The 22,336-nt window shown below is 61.6% G+C and carries 16 protein-coding genes; 15 read left to right on the top strand and 1 reads right to left on the bottom strand.

The genetic code is table 11. The features are described 5' to 3' along the window. Nucleotides 1-15: 15 nt before the first annotated feature. From E2583_RS08725 to E2583_RS08690, 8 genes are all read left to right on the top strand, one after another. The gene (locus E2583_RS08725; RefSeq protein WP_009238725.1) at nt 16-585 is read left to right on the top strand and encodes an Hsp20/alpha crystallin family protein; all 570 of its coding nucleotides are present in this window, start codon (nt 16-18) and stop codon (nt 583-585) included. Nucleotides 586-678: 93 nt separating this feature from the next. Next, nucleotides 679-3,528: a heat shock survival AAA family ATPase ClpK gene (gene clpK / locus E2583_RS08720; protein WP_009238724.1), complete on the top strand. Its 2,850-nt coding sequence runs from the start codon at nt 679-681 to the stop codon at nt 3,526-3,528. Nucleotides 3,529-3,545: 17 nt separating this feature from the next. Continuing rightward, a complete protein-coding gene (gene cls / locus E2583_RS08715; RefSeq protein ID WP_009238723.1) occupies nt 3,546-4,976 on the top strand; it encodes a cardiolipin synthase in 1,431 nt (476 codons plus the stop codon). Nucleotides 4,977-5,003: 27 nt separating this feature from the next. Next, nucleotides 5,004-6,887 carry an ATP-dependent zinc metalloprotease FtsH gene (gene ftsH, locus E2583_RS08710; RefSeq protein WP_009238722.1) on the top strand — a complete coding sequence of 628 codons (1,884 nt, stop codon included), beginning with the start codon at nt 5,004-5,006 and terminating at the stop codon, nt 6,885-6,887. Continuing rightward, the gene (trxC, locus tag E2583_RS08705; protein ID WP_009238721.1) at nt 6,884-7,324 is read left to right on the top strand and encodes a thioredoxin TrxC; all 441 of its coding nucleotides are present in this window, start codon (nt 6,884-6,886) and stop codon (nt 7,322-7,324) included. Before ftsH ends, trxC begins: the two co-directional genes overlap by 4 nt. Before the next feature lie 75 nt (nt 7,325-7,399). Beyond that, nucleotides 7,400-7,870, top strand: coding sequence for a phosphate-starvation-inducible PsiE family protein (locus tag E2583_RS08700; protein ID WP_009238720.1), 471 nt, complete (start codon nt 7,400-7,402; stop codon nt 7,868-7,870). Between the two features lie 7 nt (nt 7,871-7,877). Beyond that, a complete protein-coding gene (locus E2583_RS08695) occupies nt 7,878-8,843 on the top strand; it encodes a zinc metalloprotease HtpX (protein WP_009238719.1) in 966 nt (321 codons plus the stop codon). A 23-nt stretch (nt 8,844-8,866) separates the two neighbouring features. After that, nucleotides 8,867-10,021 carry a trypsin-like peptidase domain-containing protein gene (locus E2583_RS08690; RefSeq protein ID WP_009238718.1) on the top strand — a complete coding sequence of 385 codons (1,155 nt, stop codon included), beginning with the start codon at nt 8,867-8,869 and terminating at the stop codon, nt 10,019-10,021. Between the two features lie 81 nt (nt 10,022-10,102). Here E2583_RS08690 and E2583_RS08685 read toward each other — a convergent pair whose 3' ends face one another. Beyond that, a complete protein-coding gene (locus E2583_RS08685) occupies nt 10,103-10,507 on the bottom strand; it encodes a lysozyme (RefSeq protein WP_009238717.1) in 405 nt (134 codons plus the stop codon). Between the two features lie 208 nt (nt 10,508-10,715). On the opposite strand from E2583_RS08685, the gene E2583_RS08680 reads away from it, so the two are divergent. From E2583_RS08680 to mcrC, 7 genes are read left to right on the top strand one after another with little or no spacing between them, the layout of a single operon-like run. Further along, nucleotides 10,716-11,624: a YafY family protein gene (locus E2583_RS08680; RefSeq protein WP_158383879.1), complete on the top strand. Its 909-nt coding sequence runs from the start codon at nt 10,716-10,718 to the stop codon at nt 11,622-11,624. After that, entirely contained in the window at nt 11,621-13,117 is a 1,497-nt protein-coding gene (locus E2583_RS08675; RefSeq protein ID WP_291594890.1) for a class I SAM-dependent DNA methyltransferase, read from the top strand. The genes E2583_RS08680 and E2583_RS08675 overlap by 4 nt, the downstream gene beginning before the upstream one ends. Further along, on the top strand, nt 13,114-14,745 hold the full coding sequence (locus tag E2583_RS08670; RefSeq protein WP_291594889.1) for a class I SAM-dependent DNA methyltransferase: 1,632 nt from the start codon (nt 13,114-13,116) through the stop codon (nt 14,743-14,745). The genes E2583_RS08675 and E2583_RS08670 overlap by 4 nt, the downstream gene beginning before the upstream one ends. Continuing rightward, on the top strand, nt 14,738-15,976 hold the full coding sequence (locus E2583_RS08665) for a restriction endonuclease subunit S (protein WP_291594888.1): 1,239 nt from the start codon (nt 14,738-14,740) through the stop codon (nt 15,974-15,976). The genes E2583_RS08670 and E2583_RS08665 overlap by 8 nt, the downstream gene beginning before the upstream one ends. Then, nucleotides 15,969-18,956, top strand: coding sequence for a type I restriction endonuclease subunit R (locus tag E2583_RS08660; RefSeq protein WP_291594887.1), 2,988 nt, complete (start codon nt 15,969-15,971; stop codon nt 18,954-18,956). The genes E2583_RS08665 and E2583_RS08660 overlap by 8 nt, the downstream gene beginning before the upstream one ends. A 12-nt stretch (nt 18,957-18,968) precedes the next feature. Continuing rightward, nucleotides 18,969-21,191, top strand: a complete 2,223-nt coding sequence (locus E2583_RS08655; protein ID WP_207374483.1) for an AAA family ATPase — start codon at nt 18,969-18,971, stop codon at nt 21,189-21,191. Next, complete coding sequence (gene mcrC, locus E2583_RS08650; RefSeq protein WP_291594884.1) at nt 21,191-22,330, top strand: 5-methylcytosine-specific restriction endonuclease system specificity protein McrC; 1,140 nt, start codon at nt 21,191-21,193, stop codon at nt 22,328-22,330. Before E2583_RS08655 ends, mcrC begins: the two co-directional genes overlap by 1 nt. Nucleotides 22,331-22,336 lie beyond the last annotated feature (6 nt).

Raw genomic sequence — 22,336 nt, 5'->3', positions numbered from 1 at the left:
TTCTGGAGGTATGACATGGACATTGATTTCAAGAAATTGGCTCCCTGGAACTGGTTCAAAAAGGAGCAGGAAGAACAACAGAGCACTGCCTCGCTGCCGGTGCAGCGCAATGACCTGCCTGTGGCGGGTGGGCCCGTCAGTCCCATCCTGCAATTGCATCGCGAGATCGACCGCCTGTTCGACGACGCGTTTCGAGGCTTCGGTTTCCCGACGCTGGCCATGCCACGCTGGCCGTCGGACTGGCCGGGCATGCTGAAGCCGGCGCTGGACATCCAGGAGACCGACAAGCAGTACAAGATCGCCCTGGAAGTACCCGGCATCGAGGAAAAAGACATCCAGATCACGCTCGACAACGACGTGCTGCTGGTGCGCGGTGAAAAGCGTCAGGAGCAGGAAACGAAAGACGGCGGTTTCCACCGGGTGGAGCGCTCCTACGGCAGCTTTCAGCGCGCTCTGAACCTGCCGGCCGATGCCAACCAGGACACGATCAAGGCCGCTTTCAAGAACGGCGTGCTCACGATCACGATGGACAAGCGCGAGGCCAGTACGCCCAAGCAGGGGCGCTCGATCCCGATCAACGGCTGACGCGGGGCAGCGCGTTTTTCTCAAAAACCACAAAGAGATGAGGCACCGCGATCGGCGGTGCCTCGTCAGATCAATCTTTACAGGAGCATCAGCATGGCCAGAAAACAATGCCAAGTCTGCGGCCAGCCCGCCACGGTGCGGGTGGAAGCCAATCTCAATGGTCGCCACAGCACCATGCTGTTGTGTGACGATCACTATCGCCAACTGGTGCGCCAGCAAAAGCGCACCGTCTCACCGCTGGAAGCCTTGTTCGGCTCGCGCAGCGGGCTGTTCGAAGACTTCCTTGGCAGCGACTTCTTCCGCATCGGTGACGACGCACCGTCCATGGCGGCCGATACCGACGAGGTCGTCGATGCCTCGTTCGGCGAACCCGCCCCGGCCGGTACGGGCACCGCGCGCCGTCGCGGCAGTGGGCTCGCCAGCCGTATCAGCGAACAGTCCGAGGCCCTATTGCAGGAGGCCGCCCGACACGCTGCAGAGTTCGGGCGCGCCGAAGTCGATACCGAACACCTGCTGCTGGCGCTATCCGACAGCGACGTGGTCAAGACCATCCTGGGGCAGTTCAAGATCAAGGTCGATGACCTCAAGCGCCAGATCGAATCCGAAGCCAAGCGCGGCGATAAGCCGTTCGAGGGCGAGATCGGCGTGTCGCCCCGGGTCAAGGACGCGCTCAGCCGTGCTTTCGTGGCCTCCAACGAACTCGGCCACTCTTATGTCGGGCCGGAGCATTTCCTGATCGGGCTCGCCGAGGAAGGCGAAGGTTTGGCGGCCAACCTGCTGCGCCGTTACGGCCTCACGCCGCAAGCGCTGCGCCAGCAGGTAAGCAAGGTGGTCGGCAAAGGGGCCGAGGATGGCCGCGCCGAGACGCCGACCAACACGCCGGAACTCGACAAGTATTCGCGCGACCTCACCAAGATGGCGCGCGAGGGCAAGCTCGATCCGGTCATCGGCCGCGCGCAGGAGATCGAGACGACCATCGAAGTGCTGGCCCGGCGCAAGAAGAACAACCCGGTGCTGATCGGCGAGCCCGGCGTCGGCAAGACCGCCATCGTCGAAGGGTTGGCGCAGCGCATGGTGGCCGGTGAAGTGCCTGAGACGCTGCGCGACAAGCGCCTGGTGGAACTCAACATCAATGCCATGGTGGCTGGCGCCAAGTACCGGGGCGAGTTCGAGGAGCGCGTGCAGAAGGTGCTCAAGGAAGTGACCGAGCACCAGGGCGAGCTGATTCTCTTCATCGACGAGGTGCACACCATCGTCGGTGCAGGCCAGGGTGGCGGCGAAGGCGGGCTGGACGTGGCCAACGTGTTCAAGCCGATGATGGCGCGCGGCGAACTGAACCTGATCGGCGCCACCACGCTCAACGAGTACCAGAAGTACATCGAGAAGGACGCCGCGCTGGAGCGTCGCTTCCAGCCGGTGATGGTGCCCGAGCCGACGGTAGCGCAGACCATGATGATCCTGCGCGGCCTGCGCGACACCTTCGAGGCACACCACAAGGTCAGCATCACCGAGGATGCGATCATCGCCGCCGCCGAGTTGTCGGACCGCTACATCACCGCGCGCTTTTTGCCTGACAAGGCCATCGACCTGCTCGACCAGGCGGCCGCACGCGTGAAGCTGTCGGCCACGGCCCGCCCGGTGGCGGTGCAAGAGCTGGAGTCCGAACTGCACCAGCTGCGGCGTGAGCAGGACTATGTGGCCTCGCGCAAGCAGTACGACAAGGCCGCCGAGCTGGGCAAGCACATCGAGGCCAAAGAGGCCGAACTCAAGAAGCTTGTCGAGGAATGGGAACGCGAGCGCGCCTCGGGCAGCGCCGAAGTCAAGGCCGAGCATGTCGCGCAGATCGTCTCGCGCCTGACCGGCATTCCGGTCAACGAGCTGACGGTGGAAGAACGCGAGAAGCTGCTGCATCTGGAGCAGCGGCTGCACGAGCGCCTGGTGGGCCAGGACGAAGCAGTGCGCGCGGTGGCCGATGCCGTGCGGTTGTCGCGCGCGGGCCTGCGCGAAGGCAGCAAGCCGGTGGCGACTTTTCTGTTCCTCGGGCCGACCGGCGTGGGCAAGACCGAGCTCGCCAAGGCGCTGGCCGAGTCCATCTATGGCGATGAAGGTGCTCTGCTGCGCATCGACATGTCCGAGTACGGTGAACGCCATACCGTGGCACGCCTGGTGGGGGCGCCTCCGGGTTACGTCGGCTACGACGAGGGTGGCCAGCTCACCGAGAAGGTGCGGCGCAAACCCTACAGCGTGTTGCTGCTGGACGAGATCGAGAAGGCTCACCCCGACGTCTACAACATCCTGCTGCAGGTGTTCGACGACGGGCGGCTCACCGACGGCAAGGGCCGGGTGGTGGATTTCACCAATACCATCATCATCGCCACCTCGAACTTGGGCTCGGACATCATCCAGCGTCGGCTGAAGGCCCGTGGCGCCGCCGGCGAGGAATACGAGAAGACCAAGGGCGAGGTGATGGACGTGCTGCGCGGACACTTCCGCCCCGAGTTCCTCAACCGCATCGACGAGATCATCGTCTTCCATGCGCTGGGCAAGGAGGAGATCCGCCATATCGTCGGCCTGCAGCTCGATCGTGTGGCCCGCAACGCCGCCAGCCAGGGCGTGACGCTCGCCTTCGATCAGACCTTGATCGATCACTTCGCGGAGGAAGGCTACAAGCCCGAGTTCGGCGCGCGTGAGCTCAAGCGGCTGATCCGCAGCGAGCTGGAAACTGCTCTGGCGCGCGAGATGCTGGGTGGCGGTATCGGCAAGGCCGATCACGCCAGCGCCCGCTGGGACGACAAGGCCGAACGGGTGGTCTTCGAGCGCCAGGAGCCACCCGCGAAGCCGGCCGAGCCTGAGAAGCCCGATGCCGCGAACGTGGCCGAGACGCCGCCGAGCGACGCGAGCAAGCCTGCGCGCAAGAAGAAGTCAGCGGGCGGCGAATCTTGAGTCATGGGGAGGCTGTCGTGTCCGACCCCAACGGGCTGACATGGGCAGCCACCCTCGTGTCGCTGGCGGTCGCTATCCCCACAGCGGGGCACGCGATCATCTACAAGCGTGACCCGCGATCGGCCACGCTGTGGGTACTGCTGATCGCCTTGTTGCCGCTTGCCGGTTCGCTGCTGTATGGGCTGTTCGGCATCAACCGTTACCAGCGGCGGGCGCGGCGGCTGTTTCCGGGGGCAGATCCTGCTGTTCGGCAGGACCTCGTGCCTACGATGCCCCAGGCCGTATCGGCGCCGTTTGCCGGCCTGGCGCACCTGGTGGGACGTGCCACCGGCCAGTCGCTGACCAGCGGCAACCGCATCGAGCCGCTCGTCGATGGCGAGCAGGCCTACCCGGCCATGCTCGCTGCCATCGAGTCGGCGCGGCACAGCGTCGCGCTGGCTTCGTACATCTTCGACAGCCAAGGCATCGGGGCGCAGTTCGTCGATGCGCTGCGCCGGGCTCATGAGCGCGGCGTGCAAGTGCGGGTGCTGATCGACGACGTCTATGCCCGCTGGTCGCCCCGCAGCGCCTACCGCGCCTTGCAACGCGCCGGCGTTCCGGCAGCTACGTTCAACCCGACGTTGATTCCCGCGCGCCTGCATGCCGCGCATCTGCGCAATCACCGCAAGCTGCTGGTGATCGATGGCGAGACAGGTTTCACCGGTGGCATGAACATCTGCAGCCCGTATTGGCGGCCCGATGCGCCGGAGCAGGCCTGTCACGATTTGCACTTTCGTCTGCGCGGGCCGGTGGTTGCGCATCTGATGCGGTGCTTCACCGATGATTGGTGCGATACCACGGGCGAGCGGCTCAGCAAGGGTTTCTGGGGCGAACCGCCCGCAACGGCTGATGAGCAAGGAACCTCTTGGGCGCGCGGCATCGAGGCCGGTCCCGATGAGGCCCTGGACAGGATGCGCTGGACCTTCATGGGCGCTTTGAGCGCGGCGAAGCATTCGGTGCGCATCTGGACACCTTACTTCGTGCCCGATCAGCCGATGATCGCGGCGCTGAGCACGGCCGCGTTGCGCGGCGTGCGCGTCGAGGTGCTGACGCCCGCAAACGGCGACCATCCCACGGTGCAATGGGCCGCGCGCGCCCACTACTGGCAGGTGCTGGAGCACGGTGTACGCATCTTCGAACGGCCTGGCCCGTTCGACCACAGCAAGCTGATGCTGATAGACGGCCAGTGGTGCTGCCTGGGTTCGGCCAATTGGGATGCGCGCAGCCTGCGCCTCAACTTCGAGTTCAATGTGGAGGTGTACGACACCGCGCTGTCTACGCGGCTGGAATCCCTTTTTGATGCCGCCCGTGATGCATCGAACGAGATATCGGCCATGGCGTTGCGCGCCCGCCCGCTGGCCATCCGCTTGCGCGACGGGGTGGCCCGTCTGTTCACCCCCATTCTCTAGCGGCACGACTTGCGAGGAACATTGCCCATGGAAAAGAAAGATCAATGGAACATTGGCTACTGGATCGTCGCCGGCCTGTTGCTGCTGACGCTGCAGAACTACTGGCAGGCGGCCAAGACCGTCGAGCCCGTGCCCTACAGCGAATTCGAGAAGGCGCTGGCCGAGGGGCGCGTCGCCGAAGTGCTGGTGTCGGACCGCACGGTCACCGGGCGCCTGAAATCGCCGGACAGCCGGGGCAAGACCACCATCGTGGCCACTCGCGTCGAACCCGACCTGGCCGAGCGGCTGTCCAAGTACGACGTGCCTTACGCGCGGGTGGTGGAAAGCACCTGGCTACGTGATGTGCTCTCCTGGATTCTGCCGGCGGTGGCCTTCTTCGGCGTCTGGTTCTTCCTGTTCCGCCGCTTCGCCGAGAAGCAGGGCATGGGCGGCTTCCTGAGCATCGGCAAGAGCCGTGCCAAGGTATTCATGGAGAAGAACACTGGCGTGACCTTTGCCGATGTCGCTGGTGTCGATGAGGCTAAGGCGGAGTTGGTTGAGATCGTCGATTTCCTCAAGAATCCGCAGGAGTATGGACGGCTCGGGGCGCGCATCCCGAAAGGTGTGTTGCTGGTTGGCCCGCCCGGCACGGGCAAGACCCTGCTGACCAAGGCCGTGGCGGGCGAGGCCGGGGTACCGTTCTTTTCCATCTCAGGCTCGGAGTTCGTCGAGATGTTCGTCGGCGTGGGTGCAGCGCGCGTGCGCGACCTGTTCGAGCAGGCCCGCGGGCAGGCGCCGGCCATCATCTTCATCGACGAGCTCGATGCGCTGGGCCGCGCGCGCGGCGTCGGCGGCCCCATCGGCGGCCACGACGAGCGCGAGCAGACCCTCAACCAGCTGCTCACGGAGATGGACGGCTTCGACAGCTCGGTCGGGCTGATCATCCTCGCCGCCACCAACCGCCCCGAAATCCTCGACCAGGCGCTACTGCGCGCCGGTCGCTTCGACCGTCAGGTGCTGGTGGACCGGCCCGACAAGAAGGGACGGCTGGACATCCTGAAAGTCCACGTCAAGAAGGTGACGCTGGCTCAGGATATCGATCTCGAACAGGTGGCTGCGCTGACCACGGGCTTTTCGGGTGCAGACCTCGCGAACCTGGTCAACGAGGCCGCGCTGGCCGCGACCCGGCGCAAAGCGTCCGCCGTGGAGTTGCAGGATTTCACCGCCGCCATCGAGCGCATCGTGGCGGGCCTGGAGAAGAAGAACCGAGTGCTCAATCCCAAGGAGCGGGAAACCGTGGCCTATCACGAGATGGGGCATGCGCTGGTGGCGCTGGCGCTGCCCGGCACCGATCCGGTACACAAGATTTCAATCGTTCCGCGTGGCATCGGTGCACTCGGCTACACCCTGCAGCGGCCCACCGAAGACCGATTTCTGATGACACGTGCCGACCTGGAGCACAAGATCGCCGTGCTCCTGGGAGGGCGCGCGGCTGAGAAGCTCGTGTTTGGCGAGCTGTCCACAGGGGCTTCAGACGATCTCGCGCGGGCCACCGACATCGCCCGCGATATGATTACGCGCTTCGGCATGGATGAGGGCTTGGGGTACGTTGCTTTTGAGGCACAGAGGCCGCGTTTTCTTGATGCGCCTGAACTGGTACAGGGTGGCTGCCGGGTAGCCGAATCGACACAGACACGCATCGACCAAGCCATCCGTGACATCGTGATGGGTGTGTTTGATCGTGCATACCGAATTCTCGAAATTAACCGAGAAGTGCTGGAGCGGTGCGCGCGCGAACTGCTCGCACGGGAAACGCTGGATGAATACAGCATCCGGCAACTGACGCAAGGGCTACAGCTCGAATCCCCATGTCACAGCGGCCCAACTGCCGGAGCCATTACTTCCTCTGTGTCCCAAGGAGCCCCCTCATGAGTGACAGCATTCATATCGTCTGCCCACACTGCCAATCCATCAATCGCGTGCCAGCCAACAAGTTGGCAGAGAAGCCCAATTGCGGGCGGTGCCAGCACCCGCTGTTCACCGGAGAACCCATTGATCTGACCACAGCGACCTTCGCCCGTCATCTGGAGCGCAGTGACCTGCCGCTGCTGGTTGACTTTTGGGCGCCGTGGTGTGGACCGTGCAAGATGATGGCGCCGCAGTTCGAGCAGGCAGCCTCCCTGCTTGAACCCAAGGTGAGGTTGGCCAAGGTAAATACCGAGGCCGAGCCTCACCTGGCCGCCCAGTTCGGTATTCGCAGCATTCCAACCCTGATTTTGTTCCGGGGGGGACATGAGGTTGCACGTCAGGCGGGCGCCATGGGCGCGCAGGACATTATGCGCTGGGTGGCTTCGCAATTGCCCCGGTGATTCAGGTGTGATCGAGTCGTCTTCTCGGACTCTCCGTTCCATTAACGTTTCATTGAAAGAGAGAGCGCAACGCTTATGAATAAAGAATCTGGCCACACGGCCCTTGACGAGATACGCTCCCAGTGGCGGTTGATGACGGTTTACGAGCGCTTCGAGCAGTTCGTTGCCATCACGCTTTCGGGCGTCATCGCGTTGGTAATTGTGATTTCGCTGATTCAGTTGATTCGGCTGGTGTTCACACTGCTCGTCATGGATGCGCTGAATCCACTGGATCATAAGGTTTTCCAGCTGGTGTTCGGTGCCACCATGACGCTGCTGATCGCCATGGAATTCAAGCATTCGATCGTCAAAGTGGCTCTGCGCAAGGAAAGCATCATCCAGGTCAAGACCGTCATTCTGATCGCGATCCTGGCACTGGCCCGCAAGTTCATCATCCTAGAACCCGACGTTGATCCTGCCAAAGTGGCCGCGCTGGCGGGGACGGTACTGGCCTTGGGTCTGACCTATTGGCTCATGCGTGAACGCGATGACCGCAAGAGCGAGTAATGGAGGCATGACCCCCTATGGTCTAGTCGGCCGACACGATGCCAGGTCGAGGCACCGCTGGCTCAATCGCTTTCAAACCGCGCTGCTGGTTTTGACCCTGGTGGGGATCGCAGCTGCCGCTGGCAGTCTGCTGTTCGGCGAGATTGGCCTTTGGCTGGCACTGGCAACATGCGCATTGACCCTGCTGATCGAACCTGTCGCCGCCTCCGCGATGACCTTGCGTCTGTATGGCGCCCGTCCCTTGCGCCCTGATGAAGCCCCCGCAATCTGGTCGTTGCTGCGAGCGCTCGCAGCTCGCGCAGGATTGCCGAACACGCCGGTTCCGTACTATGTGCCCAGCGACATCGTCAATGCCTTTGCCACCGGCTCCAGGCGCCTTGCCTCCATTGCCCTCACCGATGGCCTGCTCCGCAGCCTGAGTATGCGCGAACTGCAAGCCGTGCTGGCGCATGAAGTCGCGCACATCGCTCAAGAAGATCTTCGTGTCATGGGCTTGGCCGATTCGATCAGCCGGCTCACGAACCTGCTGGCGTTGTTGGGTCAGGTCGCGCTCCTGATCAGCATGCCAGCCTTGCTGGTCGGTGCAGCAGAAATTAACTGGATTGGCTTACTGTTGTTGGCCGCTTCGCCGCAACTTGCACTGCTCGCACAGTTGGGTCTGTCACGTGTGCGAGAGTTCGATGCCGACCGGATGGCAGTAGAGCTGACGGGAGATCCGCACGGGCTCGCCTCGGCGCTGGCGAAGATCGAGCGGGTGAGCCGCTCGTGGCGAGCCTGGTTGTTGCCCGGCTGGGGGAATCCCGAACCGTCCTGGTTGCGCACGCATCCGGCGACAGAGGATCGTATCGCGCGCCTGATGGCGTTGGCGCCTCAGCCATCGCAGGCCCTGCCGTACCAAACGGAATATCTCGCGCCAAGGTCGTTCGCCCCGATGCGCCCGCCACGCCGGGGCCTGAGCGGCCTTTGGCGCTAAATCACTCGAAAGGAACCCCCGCCATGGCTTACCACGATCCTTACCCACAACGCCCAGCTCCGGATCATTTCGTCCGGCGGTGGCTCTTCATCACTGCGTGCGTTGCCGCACTCATGCTGTTCTGGCAGTTCCTGCCCGCCATCGAGGCCTGGTTCAGCCCGCGCCAAGCCGCTGAGCGCACCGTCACGCCGCGTGGCGATCTGGCCGCTGACGAACAGGCCACCATCGAACTGTTCGAGAAATCCCGGGGATCGGTGGTCTACATCACGACGTCCCAACTGGTACGAGATGTCTGGACGCGCAACGTCTTTTCCGTGCCGCGCGGGACGGGTTCGGGTTTCATCTGGGATGACGCCGGTCATGTCGTTACCAACTTTCATGTGATTCAGGGGGCGTCGGAGGCCACGGTCAAACTGGCCGACGGCCGCGATTACCAAGCCGCGCTGGTCGGAGTGAGTCCGGCACACGATATCGCGGTGCTCAAAATCGGCGTCGGCTTCCAGCGCCCGCCCGCCGTTCCGGTCGGCACCAGCGCAGACCTCAAGGTGGGACAAAAGGTGTTCGCCATCGGCAACCCCTTCGGCCTGGATTGGACACTCACCAACGGCATCGTGTCCGCGCTAGATCGATCGCTGCCCGGAGAATCTGGCGGAGTGACCATCGAACACCTGATTCAAACCGATGCCGCTATCAACCCCGGCAACTCGGGTGGGCCGTTGCTCGATTCCGCCGGCCGTCTGATCGGCATCAACACAGCGATCTACAGCCCTTCCGGTGCATCGGCTGGGATTGGCTTCGCCGTACCGGTGGACACGGTCATGCGTGTGGTGCCACAACTTATCAAGACCGGCAAATACATCCGTCCGGCGCTTGGGATCGAGGTAGACGAGCAGCTCAACCGCCGATTGCAGGCACTGACCAGTACCCAAGGCGTGTTTGTGCTCCGTGTCGCCCCTGGCTCAGCGGCGCAAAAGGCGGGGCTGAGCGGTATCACCGTTGGCCCCGAAGGCATCGTGCCGGGAGACCGTATCACAGGCATAGACGGCGCTCCCGTCGACGATGTCGCCAAACTGCTCGCACGGCTTGACGACCAAAAGGTAGGAGATGTTGTGGTCTTGTCAGTCGAGCGGGCCGGTAAGCCACGGGAAGTGCGCGTGGAGTTGCAACCTGGCGCCTGATCTGGAGTTGATGACTTCTGGGGATCGGCAAAGAATAACGATGGGATGCATGAAGTATTCGCGCCGCAGAAACTCGATGCCCTACACTTTGGTGTCCAGTAAGGAAATTTCAGCCTCTCGTCGCGCGAAGAGTCCCGGCAGCACTTTGCCGCCACCATAGACCCATCGACGCAGCTCTGTTGCGGCTGCACTCCAGTCTCGTTGGTTGATCCGCCGTCGCAGCGTCGAGGTCTGCAGCCGCCCCGCCCCGAGGTTGAACGTGAAGTCCACGATGGTCGCGATCCGGCTCTCGGGCTCGGTGGCCAGCACAGGGCAGTAGCGCAGCGTCGCCGCCAGAGCCGTCTGCAGATCTCGCGCCAGATAGGCCTCGGCTTCTGCCTCCGTGATCGGCGGATGCTTCGGATCGCAGAAGTGGCCGTAACCAATCGTCCAGAAGCCTGCGGGGCAGATGTAGGGAATGGCAGTGATCTCGATTCCACGCTTCACCTTACGACAAGCGAAATCCTGGACGGCGAGGAGCGCAAACCGATCAACTTCACACTACCCCGGCATTCACTCGCCATACCTCATTGCCCCAGCTTCCGTCGCAGAGTATTATGTCATCAATTTGATGATGTAAACTGCCTAGAAATGAGCAATCGAACAACCAATTTCGGTCTAACCGTCATCTTCCGTGGGTGAGGATCACCTGACCATGCATCCCCAACGCGTCGAGAGCTTGAGCCACGCCCAGCGCGAGCGGCTGGCCTACATCGACTTCCGGCTCTACTTCTTCGGTGAGATCGGTCGCCCAGACCTGATTGAGCGCTTCGGCGTGGCTCCGGCAGGGGCGACACGCGACTTGGCGCTGTACCGAGAAATCGCGCCGCAGAACATCACCTTCGACGGCAGCAACAAGATCTACCGCATCGGGCAGGCGTTCTCCCCTCTGTTCGATCACGCATCGCAGCGCGTGCTGTCGGCGCTGGCTCTGGGCTTCGGCGATGGCGTGAACGGCGCAACGCAGCCGCTGCTGCCGTGCGAGTCACCCACCGCCCTGAGCAATCCCAGGATGGATGTGTTGGCCCCGGTCTGCCGGGCGATCCACGCCAAGCGACCCGTCGCCATCCGCTACCACTCGATGAGCAGCGGTGAATCCGAGCGCGTCATCGTTCCGTTCGCACTGGTTGATACCGGCCTGCGCTGGCACGTCCGAGCCTTTGATCGCAAGAGCGGAGAGTTTCGGGATTTCGTCGTCACCCGTATCGAAGCGCCAACGCTGCTCGACGAGGAGCCACAGGCCAACGAACGGCCGGACAACGACATCCAGTGGACGCGCATCGTCGAGCTGGACTTCGTGCCGCACCCGCGCCTTGAGCGCCCCGAGATCATCAAGATGGACTACGGGATGACCGACGGCTCGATCCGGATGCGCGTTCGCGCCGCCGTCGCGGGCTACATGCTGCTGCGCTGGAGCGTGGACTGCTCGCCCGACCATCGTCTCAAGGAAGAACATTACCGCCTGTGGCTCAGCGATCCGCTGGCGCTGTACGGCGTCGAGAACGCCAAGCTCGCGCCGGGCTACCGCGCGCCAGAAAAAAGCACAAAGGACAAAAAACAATGAGTGCAGACCAAATCACTCTAGGTCAGCTCGAAAGTCACCTCTGGGAGTCAGCCAACATCCTGCGCGGCCCGGTGGATGCGGCTGACTTCAAGACCTACATTTTTCCGCTGTTGTTCTTCAAGCGCATCTGCGACGTCTGGGACGAGGAGTACCAGGAGATCGTTGATGAGACCGGTGACGAGCAGCTCGCCTGGTTTCCGGAATCGCACCGCTTCCAGATCCCGGAAGACTGTCACTGGAACGACGTTCGCACCAAGGCCAGCAATGTCGGGGCGGCCCTTCAGCGCGCGATGCGCGAGATTGAGAAGGCCAACCCCGACACCCTTTACGGCGTGTTCGGCGATGCCCAGTGGTCGAACAAGGATCGGCTGTCTGATGCCTTGCTCAAGGACCTGATCGAGCACTTCTCCAAGCTGCCGTTTGGCAACAAGAACGTCAACTCGGATCTGCTTGGCGACGCCTACGAATACCTGATCAAGAAGTTCGCCGACGCCACCAACAAGAAGGCCGGGGAGTTCTACACCCCGCGCAGCGTCGTGCGGCTGATGATCGACATGCTCGATCCCAAAGAAGCCGAGACCATCTACGACCCGGCCTGCGGTACCGGCGGCATGTTGCTGGCCGCTGTGCAGCACGTGAAGGAACAGCATGGCGACGTGAAGCGGCTGTGGGGCAAGCTGTACGGACAAGAGAAAAACCTCACCACCTCATCCATCGCGCGGATGAACCTGTTTCTCCACGGCATCGAGGACTTCCAGGTGGTGCGCGGCGACACGCTGCGTAACCCAGCCTTCTTCGAGGGTGACCGACTGGCCACCTTCGACTGCGTCATCGCCAATCCGCCGTTTTCGCTGGAAAAGTGGGGTGAGGACCTGTGGCTGAACGATCCCTTCGGCCGCAACTTTGCCGGCCTGCCGCCCTCATCCAGCGGTGACTTCGCGTGGGTGCAGCACATGGTCAAGTCGATGGCCGACGTCAGCGGCCGGATGGCCGTGGTGCTGCCCCAGGGCGCCCTGTTCCGCAAAGGGGTGGAAGGCAACATCCGCCAGAAGCTGCTGGAGATGGATCTGGTCGAGGCGGTGATCGGGTTGGCGCCCAACCTTTTCTACGGCACCGGCCTCGCCGCGTGCATCCTGGTCTTGCGCAAACGCAAGCCGGTCAAGCACAGGAAAAAGGTTCTGATCGCCGATGCGTCACGCCTGTTCCGCCGGGGTCGTGCGCAAAACTATCTGGAGCCCGAGCACGCCACCGAAATCCTCGGCTGGTATCGCGGCTTTGCCGATGTGCGGGACGCGGTCCGCGTGGTCAGCCTCGACGAGATCAAAGCCGAGGACTGGACGCTGAACATCTCGCGCTATGTCCTGCCGCCATTGCAAGAAGACATCCCACCGCTGCCCGATGCCATCGCGGCATTCAAGGACGCACTCACCCGCTGCCGTGAAGCCGAAGAGCGGCTCGCGCAGGTCATGACTGAAGGGGGATGGCTGAAATGAGTTCGGACCGCCCATTCAAAGACAACAAGATCTTTACTGAAGAACTGGCTAATGCTGCGCGCGCTCGACTGAAGGAAAAATTTGCCCAGATGGAACAAGAGAAAGCTCGTAGCACCAAACGCATCAGCCAACAAGAACTCGAAAGCTACCTGTGGGGCGCAGCCGTTCTGCTGCGCGGCCTCATCGACGCCGGCGACTACAAGCAGTTCATCTTCCCGCTGCTGTTCTACAAGCGCGTGTCGGATGTGTGGGAGGAGGAATACCAGGCGGCCCTGGCGAACTCGAAGGGCGACCTCTCCTATGCCCAGTTTGCCGAGAACCACCGCTTCCAGATCCCCGAAGGGGCGCACTGGAACGATGTCCGTCAGGCACCCAAGAACGTCGGCGCGGCCATCCAAAAGGCCATGCGCGCCATCGAGACCGCCAACCCGGACCTGCTCGACGGCATCTTCGGCGATGCCCCCTGGACCAATCGCGAGCGGCTGCCCGATGAAACACTGAAAAACCTGATCGAGCACTTTTCGACCCAGACACTCTCGGTGGCCAACGTCCCAGAGGACGAGCTCGGCAACGCCTACGAGTACCTGATCAAGAAGTTCGCGGACGATTCCGGCCACACGGCGGCCGAGTTCTACACCAACCGCACCGTCGTCCACTTGATGACTCAACTTCTTGCACCTCAGGCGGGCGAGTCGATTTACGACCCCACGTGCGGTACCGGCGGCATGTTGATTTCAGCGCTGGACGAAGTGAAGCGCTCGGGCGGAGAGTACCGCACGCTCAAGCTCTACGGGCAGGAGCGCAACCTCATTACCTCATCCATCGCCCGCATGAATCTGTTCCTGCATGGCGTGGAGGACTTCGAGATCATCCGGGGTGACACCCTGGCTGAACCCAAGCACATCGAAGGCGACCGCCTGCGCCAGTTCGATGTGATCCTGGCCAACCCGCCGTACTCCATCAAGCAGTGGAATCGCGAGGCCTGGAGTAGTGACAAGTGGGGACGCAACTCGCTGGGTACGCCACCGCAGGGCCGCGCCGACTACGCCTTCCAACAGCACATCCTGACCAGCCTCACCACCAAGGGGCGTAGTGCCGTGCTCTGGCCCCACGGTGTGCTGTTCCGTAACGAAGAACAGTCCATGCGCGCCAAGATGGTCGAGCAGGACTGGGTCGAGGCCGTCATCGGCTTGGGTCCCAACCTGTTCTACAACTCCCCGATGGAGTCGTGCATCGTAATCTGCAACCGCAAGAAGGTCGCCGCTCGCAAGGGCAAGGTGATCTTCATCGACGCGGTGAACGAGGTCACCCGGGAGCGGGCGCAGAGCTTTCTGAAGCCCGAGCACCAGCAGCGCATCCTGACCGCTTACAAGACCTTTGCGGACGTGCCCGGGTTCGCCAAGGTCGCCACCCTGGCCGAAATCGGCGCCAATGCTGGCAACCTCTCGATCCCGCTGTACGTGAAGCGGATTGCCGCCGCCATCGCCACCGACAGCAATGGTGACGCGGTATCGCTGCGCTCAGCCTGGGACCAATGGCAAACCGATGGCCGTGCCTTCTGGCAACAGATGGACGCGCTGGTGGAAACGCTGGATGGAGTGATTACGGAGGACATCGAGCGTGTCTGACAAGAACAATAAAACCCTGAAGCCCGGCTGGCGTCGGGTGAAGTTCGGCGACGTGGTGCGACTTTCGAAAGAGCGCAGCAAAGATCCGCTAGCTGATGGCATTGAACGCTACGTCGGTCTGGAACATCTCGAACCCGGTGACTTGCGCATCCGCCGTTGGGGCAGCGTCGCTGACGGCGTGACCTTCACCAGCGTGTTTCAACCTGGGCAGGTGCTGTTCGGCAAGCGACGCGCTTACCAGCGCAAAGTGGCTGTGGCGGATTTCTCTGGGGTGTGTTCCGGGGACATCTACGTGCTGGAGACCAAGGATGCGCAGGTCTTGCTGCCGAAGCTGCTGCCATTCATTTGCCAGACCGATGCCTTCTTCGATCACGCTGTTGGCACGTCGGCGGGGTCTCTGAGCCCTCGTACAAACTGGACGAGTTTGGCGGACTTTGAGTTTGCACTGCCATCAATGGATGAGCAGGTTCGCCTACTTGAACTTCTTGCTTGTGCTCGAGAATCGGCAGAGTCCTATGCATCTGCACTGGAAGCCGCAAACGAAATGCTGAGGTCGGGTCTGGTTTCGATCTTTGCAGCAGCAGGGTGCTCTCCTGCAAACACAGAAATGTCCCAAGCTATCGTTCGCCCAGAGTGGCGATTGGTCTCTGCTGCGGATATCTGCGTGGCACCGATCACAAAGGGAGCTACGCCATCTGGCGCTACTGGCGTAAGCGACACGGGCATCCCATTCCTCAAGGTCTACAACCTCACATTTGATGGATCGCTTGATTTCACTATTGAGCCCACATTCTTGAGTTCCGAAGCGCATTCCAAAGAATTGGCAAGGTCGAAGGTTCAAGAGGGCGATGTACTCATGAATATCGTGGGCCCGCCTCTCGGTAAGGTTTCGATTGTTCCTGCAAAGTTCCCGAGCGCAAACATAAATCAAGCGATCGCTCGTTTTCGAGCTAGAAAAGAAATTTCTCCGAGGTTTATCGCGGCATATCTGCTATCAGATTGGGCGCAACGCTGGTTGGGGTCTAGATCGAAGAAGACCTCTGGTCAGCAGAATTTGACGCTGGAGCTTTGCCAAACGCTACCCGTGCCTCTGCCGCCAGATCATCTAGCAGAGGGTGTTGTTTCGGCCATTGATGCGCTCTTCGAGTCTGTACGGCTGACCGAGGAAAGAAAATTGGCAACAGAACGCACCTACAAGAAAATTTTGAGGGAGGTATTCGGCGATGTTTAACGAATCCAATACCGTCGAAGCCTACGTCCGCGATCTGCTCGCCGGCCCAGTCAAGGCTGTCCTGGCCAACACCGCCCAGGAACCTCAGGCCAGCTACGGACCCAGCCCCAAAGGCATCGGCTGGCGCTACGCCGCCCCGGCTGACGTGCCGCGCCAGATTCAGGAAGTGTTGGTTGAACCCTGGCTGCGTGAGGCGCTGATCCGCCTGAACCCGGAGATTGCCGCTCAGCCCGATCGCGCCGACGAGGTGCTCTACAAGCTGCGCGCCATCGTGCTGTCGGTGCGATCGGATGGCCTGATCCGCGCCAACGAGGAAATGACCGCCTGGATGCGCGGTGAGCGCTCGATGCCCTTCGGCCCCAACAACGAGCATGTGCCGGTGCGGCTGATCGACCTGGATGATCTGGCGCAGAACCAATACATCGTCACCCAACAATACACCTACCGTGCTGGCCCCACCGAACGCCGCGCCGATCTGGTGTTGTTGGTCAACGGGCTGCCGCTGGTGCTGATCGAGGCCAAGACGCCGGTTAAGAAGTGCATCAGCTGGGTCGATGGCGCGGTGCAGGTGCACGACGACTACGAGAAGTTCGTACCCGAGCTCTTCGTCTGCAACGTGTTCTCGGTGGCCACCGAGGGCAAGGCGTACCACTACGGGTCCATCGGCCTGCCGGTCAAGGACTGGGGGCCGTGGCATCTGGATGGCGACGGTGACGATGATCAGCACCACCCGCTGAAGTCGCTCAAACTGTCCGCTGAAAGCATGTTGCGCCCCCATGTGGTGCTGGACATTCTCGGCAGCTTCACCCTGTTCGCCACCAACAAGAAAAAGCAGCGCATCAAGATCATCTGCCGCTACCAGCAGTTTGAAGCGGCCAACAAGATCGTCGAGCGCGTGCTGGCGGGTTATCCCCGGAAGGGCCTGATCTGGCACTTTCAGGGTTCGGGCAAGTCACTGCTGATGGTCTTTGCCGCGCAGAAGCTGCGCATGCATGCCGGCCTGAAGAATCCCACCGTGCTGATCGTGGTGGATCGGATCGATCTCGACAGCCAGATCACCGGCACCTTCACCGGGGCGGACATCCCCAACCTGGAAAAGGCGGACAGCCGCGAGAAGCTTCAGCAGCTGCTGGCTCAGGACGTGCGCAAGATCATCATCACCACGATCTTCAAGTTCGGCGAGGCCACCGGCAGCCTGAACGACCGCAGCAACATCATTGCCCTGGTGGACGAAGCCCACCGCACCCAAGAAGGCGACCTGGGCCGCAAGATGCGCGAGGCCTTGCCTAACGCGTTTCTGTTCGGCCTGACCGGCACGCCGATCAACCGTGCCGACCGCAACACCTTCTACGCCTTTGGTGCCGACGAGGACGAGAAAGGCTACATGAGCCGCTACGGCTTCGAGGAGTCGATCCGCGACGGTGCCACGCTAAAACTGCACTTCGAACCGCGCTTAATCGACCTGCACATCGACAAGGCCGCCCTGGACGCCGCCTACAAAGACCTGACCGGCGGCCTGTCGGATCTGGACAAGGACAACCTTGCCAAGACCGCCGCCAAGATGGCCGTGCTGGTGAAAACGCCCGAGCGCATCCGCAAGGTCTGTGAGGACATCGTCGAGCATTTCCAGACCAAGGTGGAGCCCAATGGCTTCAAGGGCCAGATCGTAACGTTCGATCGCGAGTCCTGCCTGCTGTTCAAGGCCGAGCTGGACAAGCTGCTGCCGCCCGAGGCTACAGACATCGTGATGTCGGTGCAGGCGGCGGACAAGAAGGAACATCCAGAGTACGTGCCCTACGACCGAAGCCGCGACGAAGAAGAGCGACTGCTGGATCGGTTCCGCGACCCGGCCGACCCGCTGAAGCTGATTATCGTCACGGCCAAGCTGCTGACCGGCTTCGATGCGCCCATCCTGCAGGCGATGTACCTGGACAAGCCGCTGCGCGACCACACGCTGCTGCAGGCTATCTGCCGCGTGAACCGCACCTACTCCGAGCAGAAGACCCACGGCTTGATCGTGGATTACCTCGGCATCTTCGACGACGTGGCGGCAGCGCTGGAGTTCGACGACCAGAGCGTCAAGCAGGTGGTCAGCAATATCCAGGAGCTGAAGGACAAGCTGCCTGAGTCGATGCAGAAGTGCCTGGCCTTCTTCTCTGGCTGCGATCGCAGTTTGCAAGGCTACGAGGGCCTGATCGCCGCGCAGCAGTGTCTGCCCAATAACGAGGTGCGAGACAACTTTGCTGCCGAGTACAGCGTGCTCAACAAGATCTGGGAGGCGCTGTCACCGGACACCGTTCTGGGCCCCTTCGAGAAGGACTACAAGTGGTTGTCGCAGGTGTACCAGTCGGTACAGCCCTCCAGTGGCCACGGCAAGTTGATCTGGCATTCGCTTGGCGCCAAGACCATTGAGCTGATCCACCAGAACGTGCATGTCGACGCGGTGAGGGATGACCTCGATACCTTGGTGTTGGACGCCGATCTGCTGGAGGCCGTGCTGTCGAACCCCGACCCGAAGAAGGCCAAGGAGATCGAGATCAAGCTCAAGCGCCGACTGCGCGGGCATGGCGGCAACCCCAAGTTCAAGAAGCTGTCGGAACGGCTTGATGCGCTGAAAGACCGGTTCGAGTCTGGCCAGATCAACAGCGTCGAATTTCTGAAGCAGTTACTGGAGATCGCCAAGGAGACGCTGCAAGCCGAGAAGGAGGTCCCGCCCGAAGAGGATGAGGATCGTGGCAAGGCCGCGCTGACTGAGCTGTTCAACGAGGTCAAGACGGCCGAGACGCCCATCATGGTCGAACGCGTGGTCGCGGACATCGACGAGATTGTGCGACTGGTCCGTTTCCCGGGCTGGCAAGGCACGCAGGCCGGTGAGCGTGAAGTCAAGAAGGCCCTGCGCAAAGCCCTCTTCAAATACAAGCTGCATGCGGATGAAGAGCTGTTCGAGAAGGCCTACAGCTACATCCGACAGTATTACTAAAGGGGGCGGAGGATGACCACTCAGACGATAGATAGTGCACCGCATGCAACCTGGTTTGTCGGCGCCAGCTACGGCGGTACCGATGATCAGATGCCGCGATTTCTTGCAGAAGGAATTTGGGAGAACGGCTACGACGACAAGCTCCTCGATGTGGTGCGTTCCATGCGCCCGGGAGAGCGGATCGCCATCAAGTCGTCTTACACGCGAAAGCACGGCCTGCCTTTCGATAGCCGAGGCCGAGCGGTTTCGGTTATGGGCATCAAGGCGGTCGGCACGATCACCGAAAACCTGAACGACGGGAAGCGGGTGAAGGTGGACTGGGCCAAGGTCGAGCCGGTACGGGAGTGGTACTTCTACACTCACCGAGCAACGATCTGGCGTGTGCTGCACGGCGAATGGATGAACGATGCGCTGATTGCATTTGCGTTTGACGGCAAGCCGCAGGATGTAGATCGCTTTCGCAACGAGCCCTTTTGGCGGGAGCGTTACGGCACGACTTTGCCAGAAAAGCAGCGCTTCGAGTGGACTGACTTTTACGAGGCAGTGGCCGAAAAGCTGCTGGCCCACGCAGACGATCGAACTCCGCTCATCGAGGGCATCCACGAGATCGCGTCCCGGGTGCCGGGGCTGACCTATCTCCAGGATAAGTTTCCTGATGGAACCAGTGGTCCGCTGCGGGACATTTGCCCATTCACCACGATGGGCACCTTTAACCGATCCATGACCGATGCCAACCGCAAGACCATCGCGGGTGAACTTGCCAAGTTGCTGGGTGTGACGGTGCCGGTCCCGCCTTCATTCGAAGGCATTCCCGTTCTCAACAACCAACGTTCCTGGTTTTTCGCCTATGCCGACAAGCGTGGTGCGGGCGACATCGACGCGCTATGGAAGGTATTCGTTGCCGCGAGCAAGATGGTCGATGGCGACCAGTTGGACACTCGCGATGCCTTCATCCGGGCTTATGACGAGGCAACCCAAGTGTGGGGTGTCGCATGGAACCTTTCGACAGGTCTCTACTGGGCGCATCCGTGGGAATTCCTGACCTTGGATAGCCAGTCGCGCCACTACATCAACAAGCGGCTCGGCCTGAATGTCGCCATCAGTGGTCAGCAAGGCCCATGTGATGGTCGGGCCTATTTGAAGCTGCTGGACGATCTGCGTTCGCGCTTCGGCGAAGACGGCTATCCCGTCCACAGTTTCCCAGACTTGTCGCTTGCGTCCTGGATGTACAAAGACCCGGTTGACGAGCCTGTGCCGGCTGGCGATATCGGTACCAATGCCGGAGCAGAACAGGAAACTGAAGGTGAAGTTCGCGAAGCCTTTCAGGTGGCAGCGCCAATCGTTCCCTACTCGGTGGAGGACATCCTCAAGGACGGCTGTTTCCTGGAGCGGGCCGAGATTGACCGCTTGCTCGATCGTCTGCGCACAAAAAAGAATCTCATCCTTCAGGGGCCTCCGGGCACGGGCAAGACCTGGCTAGCCAAACGGCTCGCGTTCGCGCTCATGGGCCAGAAGGACGACAGCAAGGTCCGTGCAGTGCAGTTCCACCCCAACCTGTCCTACGAGGACTTTGTTCGAGGGTGGCGCCCCACTGGCGAAGGCAAGTTGTCGCTGGCGGACGGTGTCTTCATGGAAGCCATCAAGGCTGCATCGAAGGACCCTTCGTCGAAGTTTGTCGTGGTAATCGAGGAGATCAACCGTGGAAACCCGGCGCAGATCTTCGGCGAGTTGCTGACGCTGCTTGAGGCGGGCAAACGGACGCCCAACGAAGCGCTGGAACTCTGTTATCCGGATGCGGACGGCAAACGACGTCCCGTCCATATTCCCGAGAATCTCTATGTGGTCGGCACCATGAATATCGCCGACCGATCGCTTGCACTGGTCGATCTGGCATTGCGTCGCCGCTTTGCTTTCGTTGGACTGGAGCCGAGACTCGGCCAGGTTTGGCGGGATTGGGTGGTCAAGGATTGCGCTGTCGATCCGGGCTTGGTCGCGGATATCGAGCGCCGTATCGCCGAGCTGAACGACCAGATCGCGACGGATGCGCGCCTTGGCAAGCAATTCCGGATTGGTCACAGCTATGTGACACCCGCACATCGACTGGAGGCGGGAGACACGAAGAAGTGGTTCCAGCAGGTCGTGGATACGGAGATCGGCCCGTTGCTGGATGAATACTGGTTCGACGCGCCCGACGAAGCACAAAAGGCGATTGCACGGCTGACGCAGGGCTGGTGATGACCGCCGTCGCAGAACAGGTGGAAAGTGCATCCATGAGCGCTGAGGGGTTCATCGGACGCATTCCGGTGCGCAACCTCTGGCTGCTGATGCTCTACGCCTCTGACCTGTTCCGCACTCGCGGCATCGGCAAGATCGGCTTGGAAGACAGCCCGGACGATCTACCGGATCTAGTCGCGGAGATCCTTGCCCACGCGGTTGAGGTGCGACAGCGTCGCCGCTTGAGTCTTGGATATCGATCTCGTGATGCAGTCATCAATCGCGTGCGTGGCCGGATCGACGTCTTGACCACCGAACGCCATCAGTTGATGGATAGAGGCCTGGTGGCGTGCCGGTTCGACGAACTCACCATCGACACACCACGCAATCGTTTCGTCCGAGCAGCCTTGGAGTCCATCTCCAGGATCGTTCAGAGGAAGGACGTTGCCCATCGGTGCCGCGCACTTGCGGGTGGCATGAAGGCAATGGGTGTATCAGGGGACGCACCGACCCGCGCCCAAATGAGCACCGATCGATTCGGCCGTAACGATGCGGACGACCGGTTCATGGTGGCAGCCGCAAAGCTGGCGTTCGACCTAGTGCTACCTACGGAGGCGTCGGGTGCGAATGTGCTCTCTCTGCCGGACAGAGAAGCGACGTGGGTACGTCGTTTGTTTGAGCGAGCGGTGGGCGGCTTCTACCAAGTCGTATTGAGTCCGCAGGGCTGGCGGGTGCTATGCGGCGGGACGATGGGCTGGCAGATCGAGCAGAAGACAGCAGGGATCGACAAGATCCTGCCGACGATGCGAACTGATGTCGTGCTCGACCACCCGTCAACCGGGAAAAGGATCGTCATCGATACCAAGTTCACCTCGATTGTGACGAGCGGTTGGTACCGTGAGGAAACCCTGCGCAGCGGATACGTGTACCAGATCTACGCCTATCTGCGCTCCCAGGTTGGATGCAGCGATGCGCTTGCGGATCACGCGAGTGGATTGTTGTTGCATCCCGCGATCGGCCAGATGGTCGACGAGACAGTGCTGATCCAGGGGCACGCCATTCGATTTGCCACTGTGGATTTGACGGCAACTCCTGCGGACATCCGAGCGCAACTGCTGCGACTCTGCGTGCCAGACATCGCGATGAATACGGGCGCGTGAAAGAAC

Origin of the sequence: Comamonas sp., from assembly GCF_009360615.1 — a bacterium.
Lineage (GTDB): Bacteria > Pseudomonadota > Gammaproteobacteria > Burkholderiales > Burkholderiaceae_C > Comamonas.
The sequence above is the reverse complement of the archived record's forward strand: the minus strand, read 5'-3'. Positions and strand labels throughout refer to the sequence as shown.

What these genes read in the sequence shown, in the direction of transcription:
- E2583_RS08700 (WP_009238720.1), top strand. Translation starts at nt 7,400, where the DNA reads ATGAATAAAGAATCTGGCCACACGGCCCTTGACGAGATACGCTCCCAG.
- E2583_RS08660 (WP_291594887.1), top strand. Translation starts at nt 15,969, where the DNA reads ATGTTTAACGAATCCAATACCGTCGAAGCCTACGTCCGCGATCTGCTC.
- E2583_RS08725 (WP_009238725.1), top strand. Translation starts at nt 16, where the DNA reads ATGGACATTGATTTCAAGAAATTGGCTCCCTGGAACTGGTTCAAAAAG.
- ftsH (WP_009238722.1), top strand. Translation starts at nt 5,004, where the DNA reads ATGGAAAAGAAAGATCAATGGAACATTGGCTACTGGATCGTCGCCGGC.
- trxC (WP_009238721.1), top strand. Translation starts at nt 6,884, where the DNA reads ATGAGTGACAGCATTCATATCGTCTGCCCACACTGCCAATCCATCAAT.
- mcrC (WP_291594884.1), top strand. Translation starts at nt 21,191, where the DNA reads ATGACCGCCGTCGCAGAACAGGTGGAAAGTGCATCCATGAGCGCTGAG.
- E2583_RS08655 (WP_207374483.1), top strand. Translation starts at nt 18,969, where the DNA reads ATGACCACTCAGACGATAGATAGTGCACCGCATGCAACCTGGTTTGTC.
- E2583_RS08695 (WP_009238719.1), top strand. Translation starts at nt 7,878, where the DNA reads ATGACCCCCTATGGTCTAGTCGGCCGACACGATGCCAGGTCGAGGCAC.
- E2583_RS08680 (WP_158383879.1), top strand. Translation starts at nt 10,716, where the DNA reads ATGCATCCCCAACGCGTCGAGAGCTTGAGCCACGCCCAGCGCGAGCGG.
- clpK (WP_009238724.1), top strand. Translation starts at nt 679, where the DNA reads ATGGCCAGAAAACAATGCCAAGTCTGCGGCCAGCCCGCCACGGTGCGG.
- E2583_RS08675 (WP_291594890.1), top strand. Translation starts at nt 11,621, where the DNA reads ATGAGTGCAGACCAAATCACTCTAGGTCAGCTCGAAAGTCACCTCTGG.
- E2583_RS08670 (WP_291594889.1), top strand. Translation starts at nt 13,114, where the DNA reads ATGAGTTCGGACCGCCCATTCAAAGACAACAAGATCTTTACTGAAGAA.
- E2583_RS08690 (WP_009238718.1), top strand. Translation starts at nt 8,867, where the DNA reads ATGGCTTACCACGATCCTTACCCACAACGCCCAGCTCCGGATCATTTC.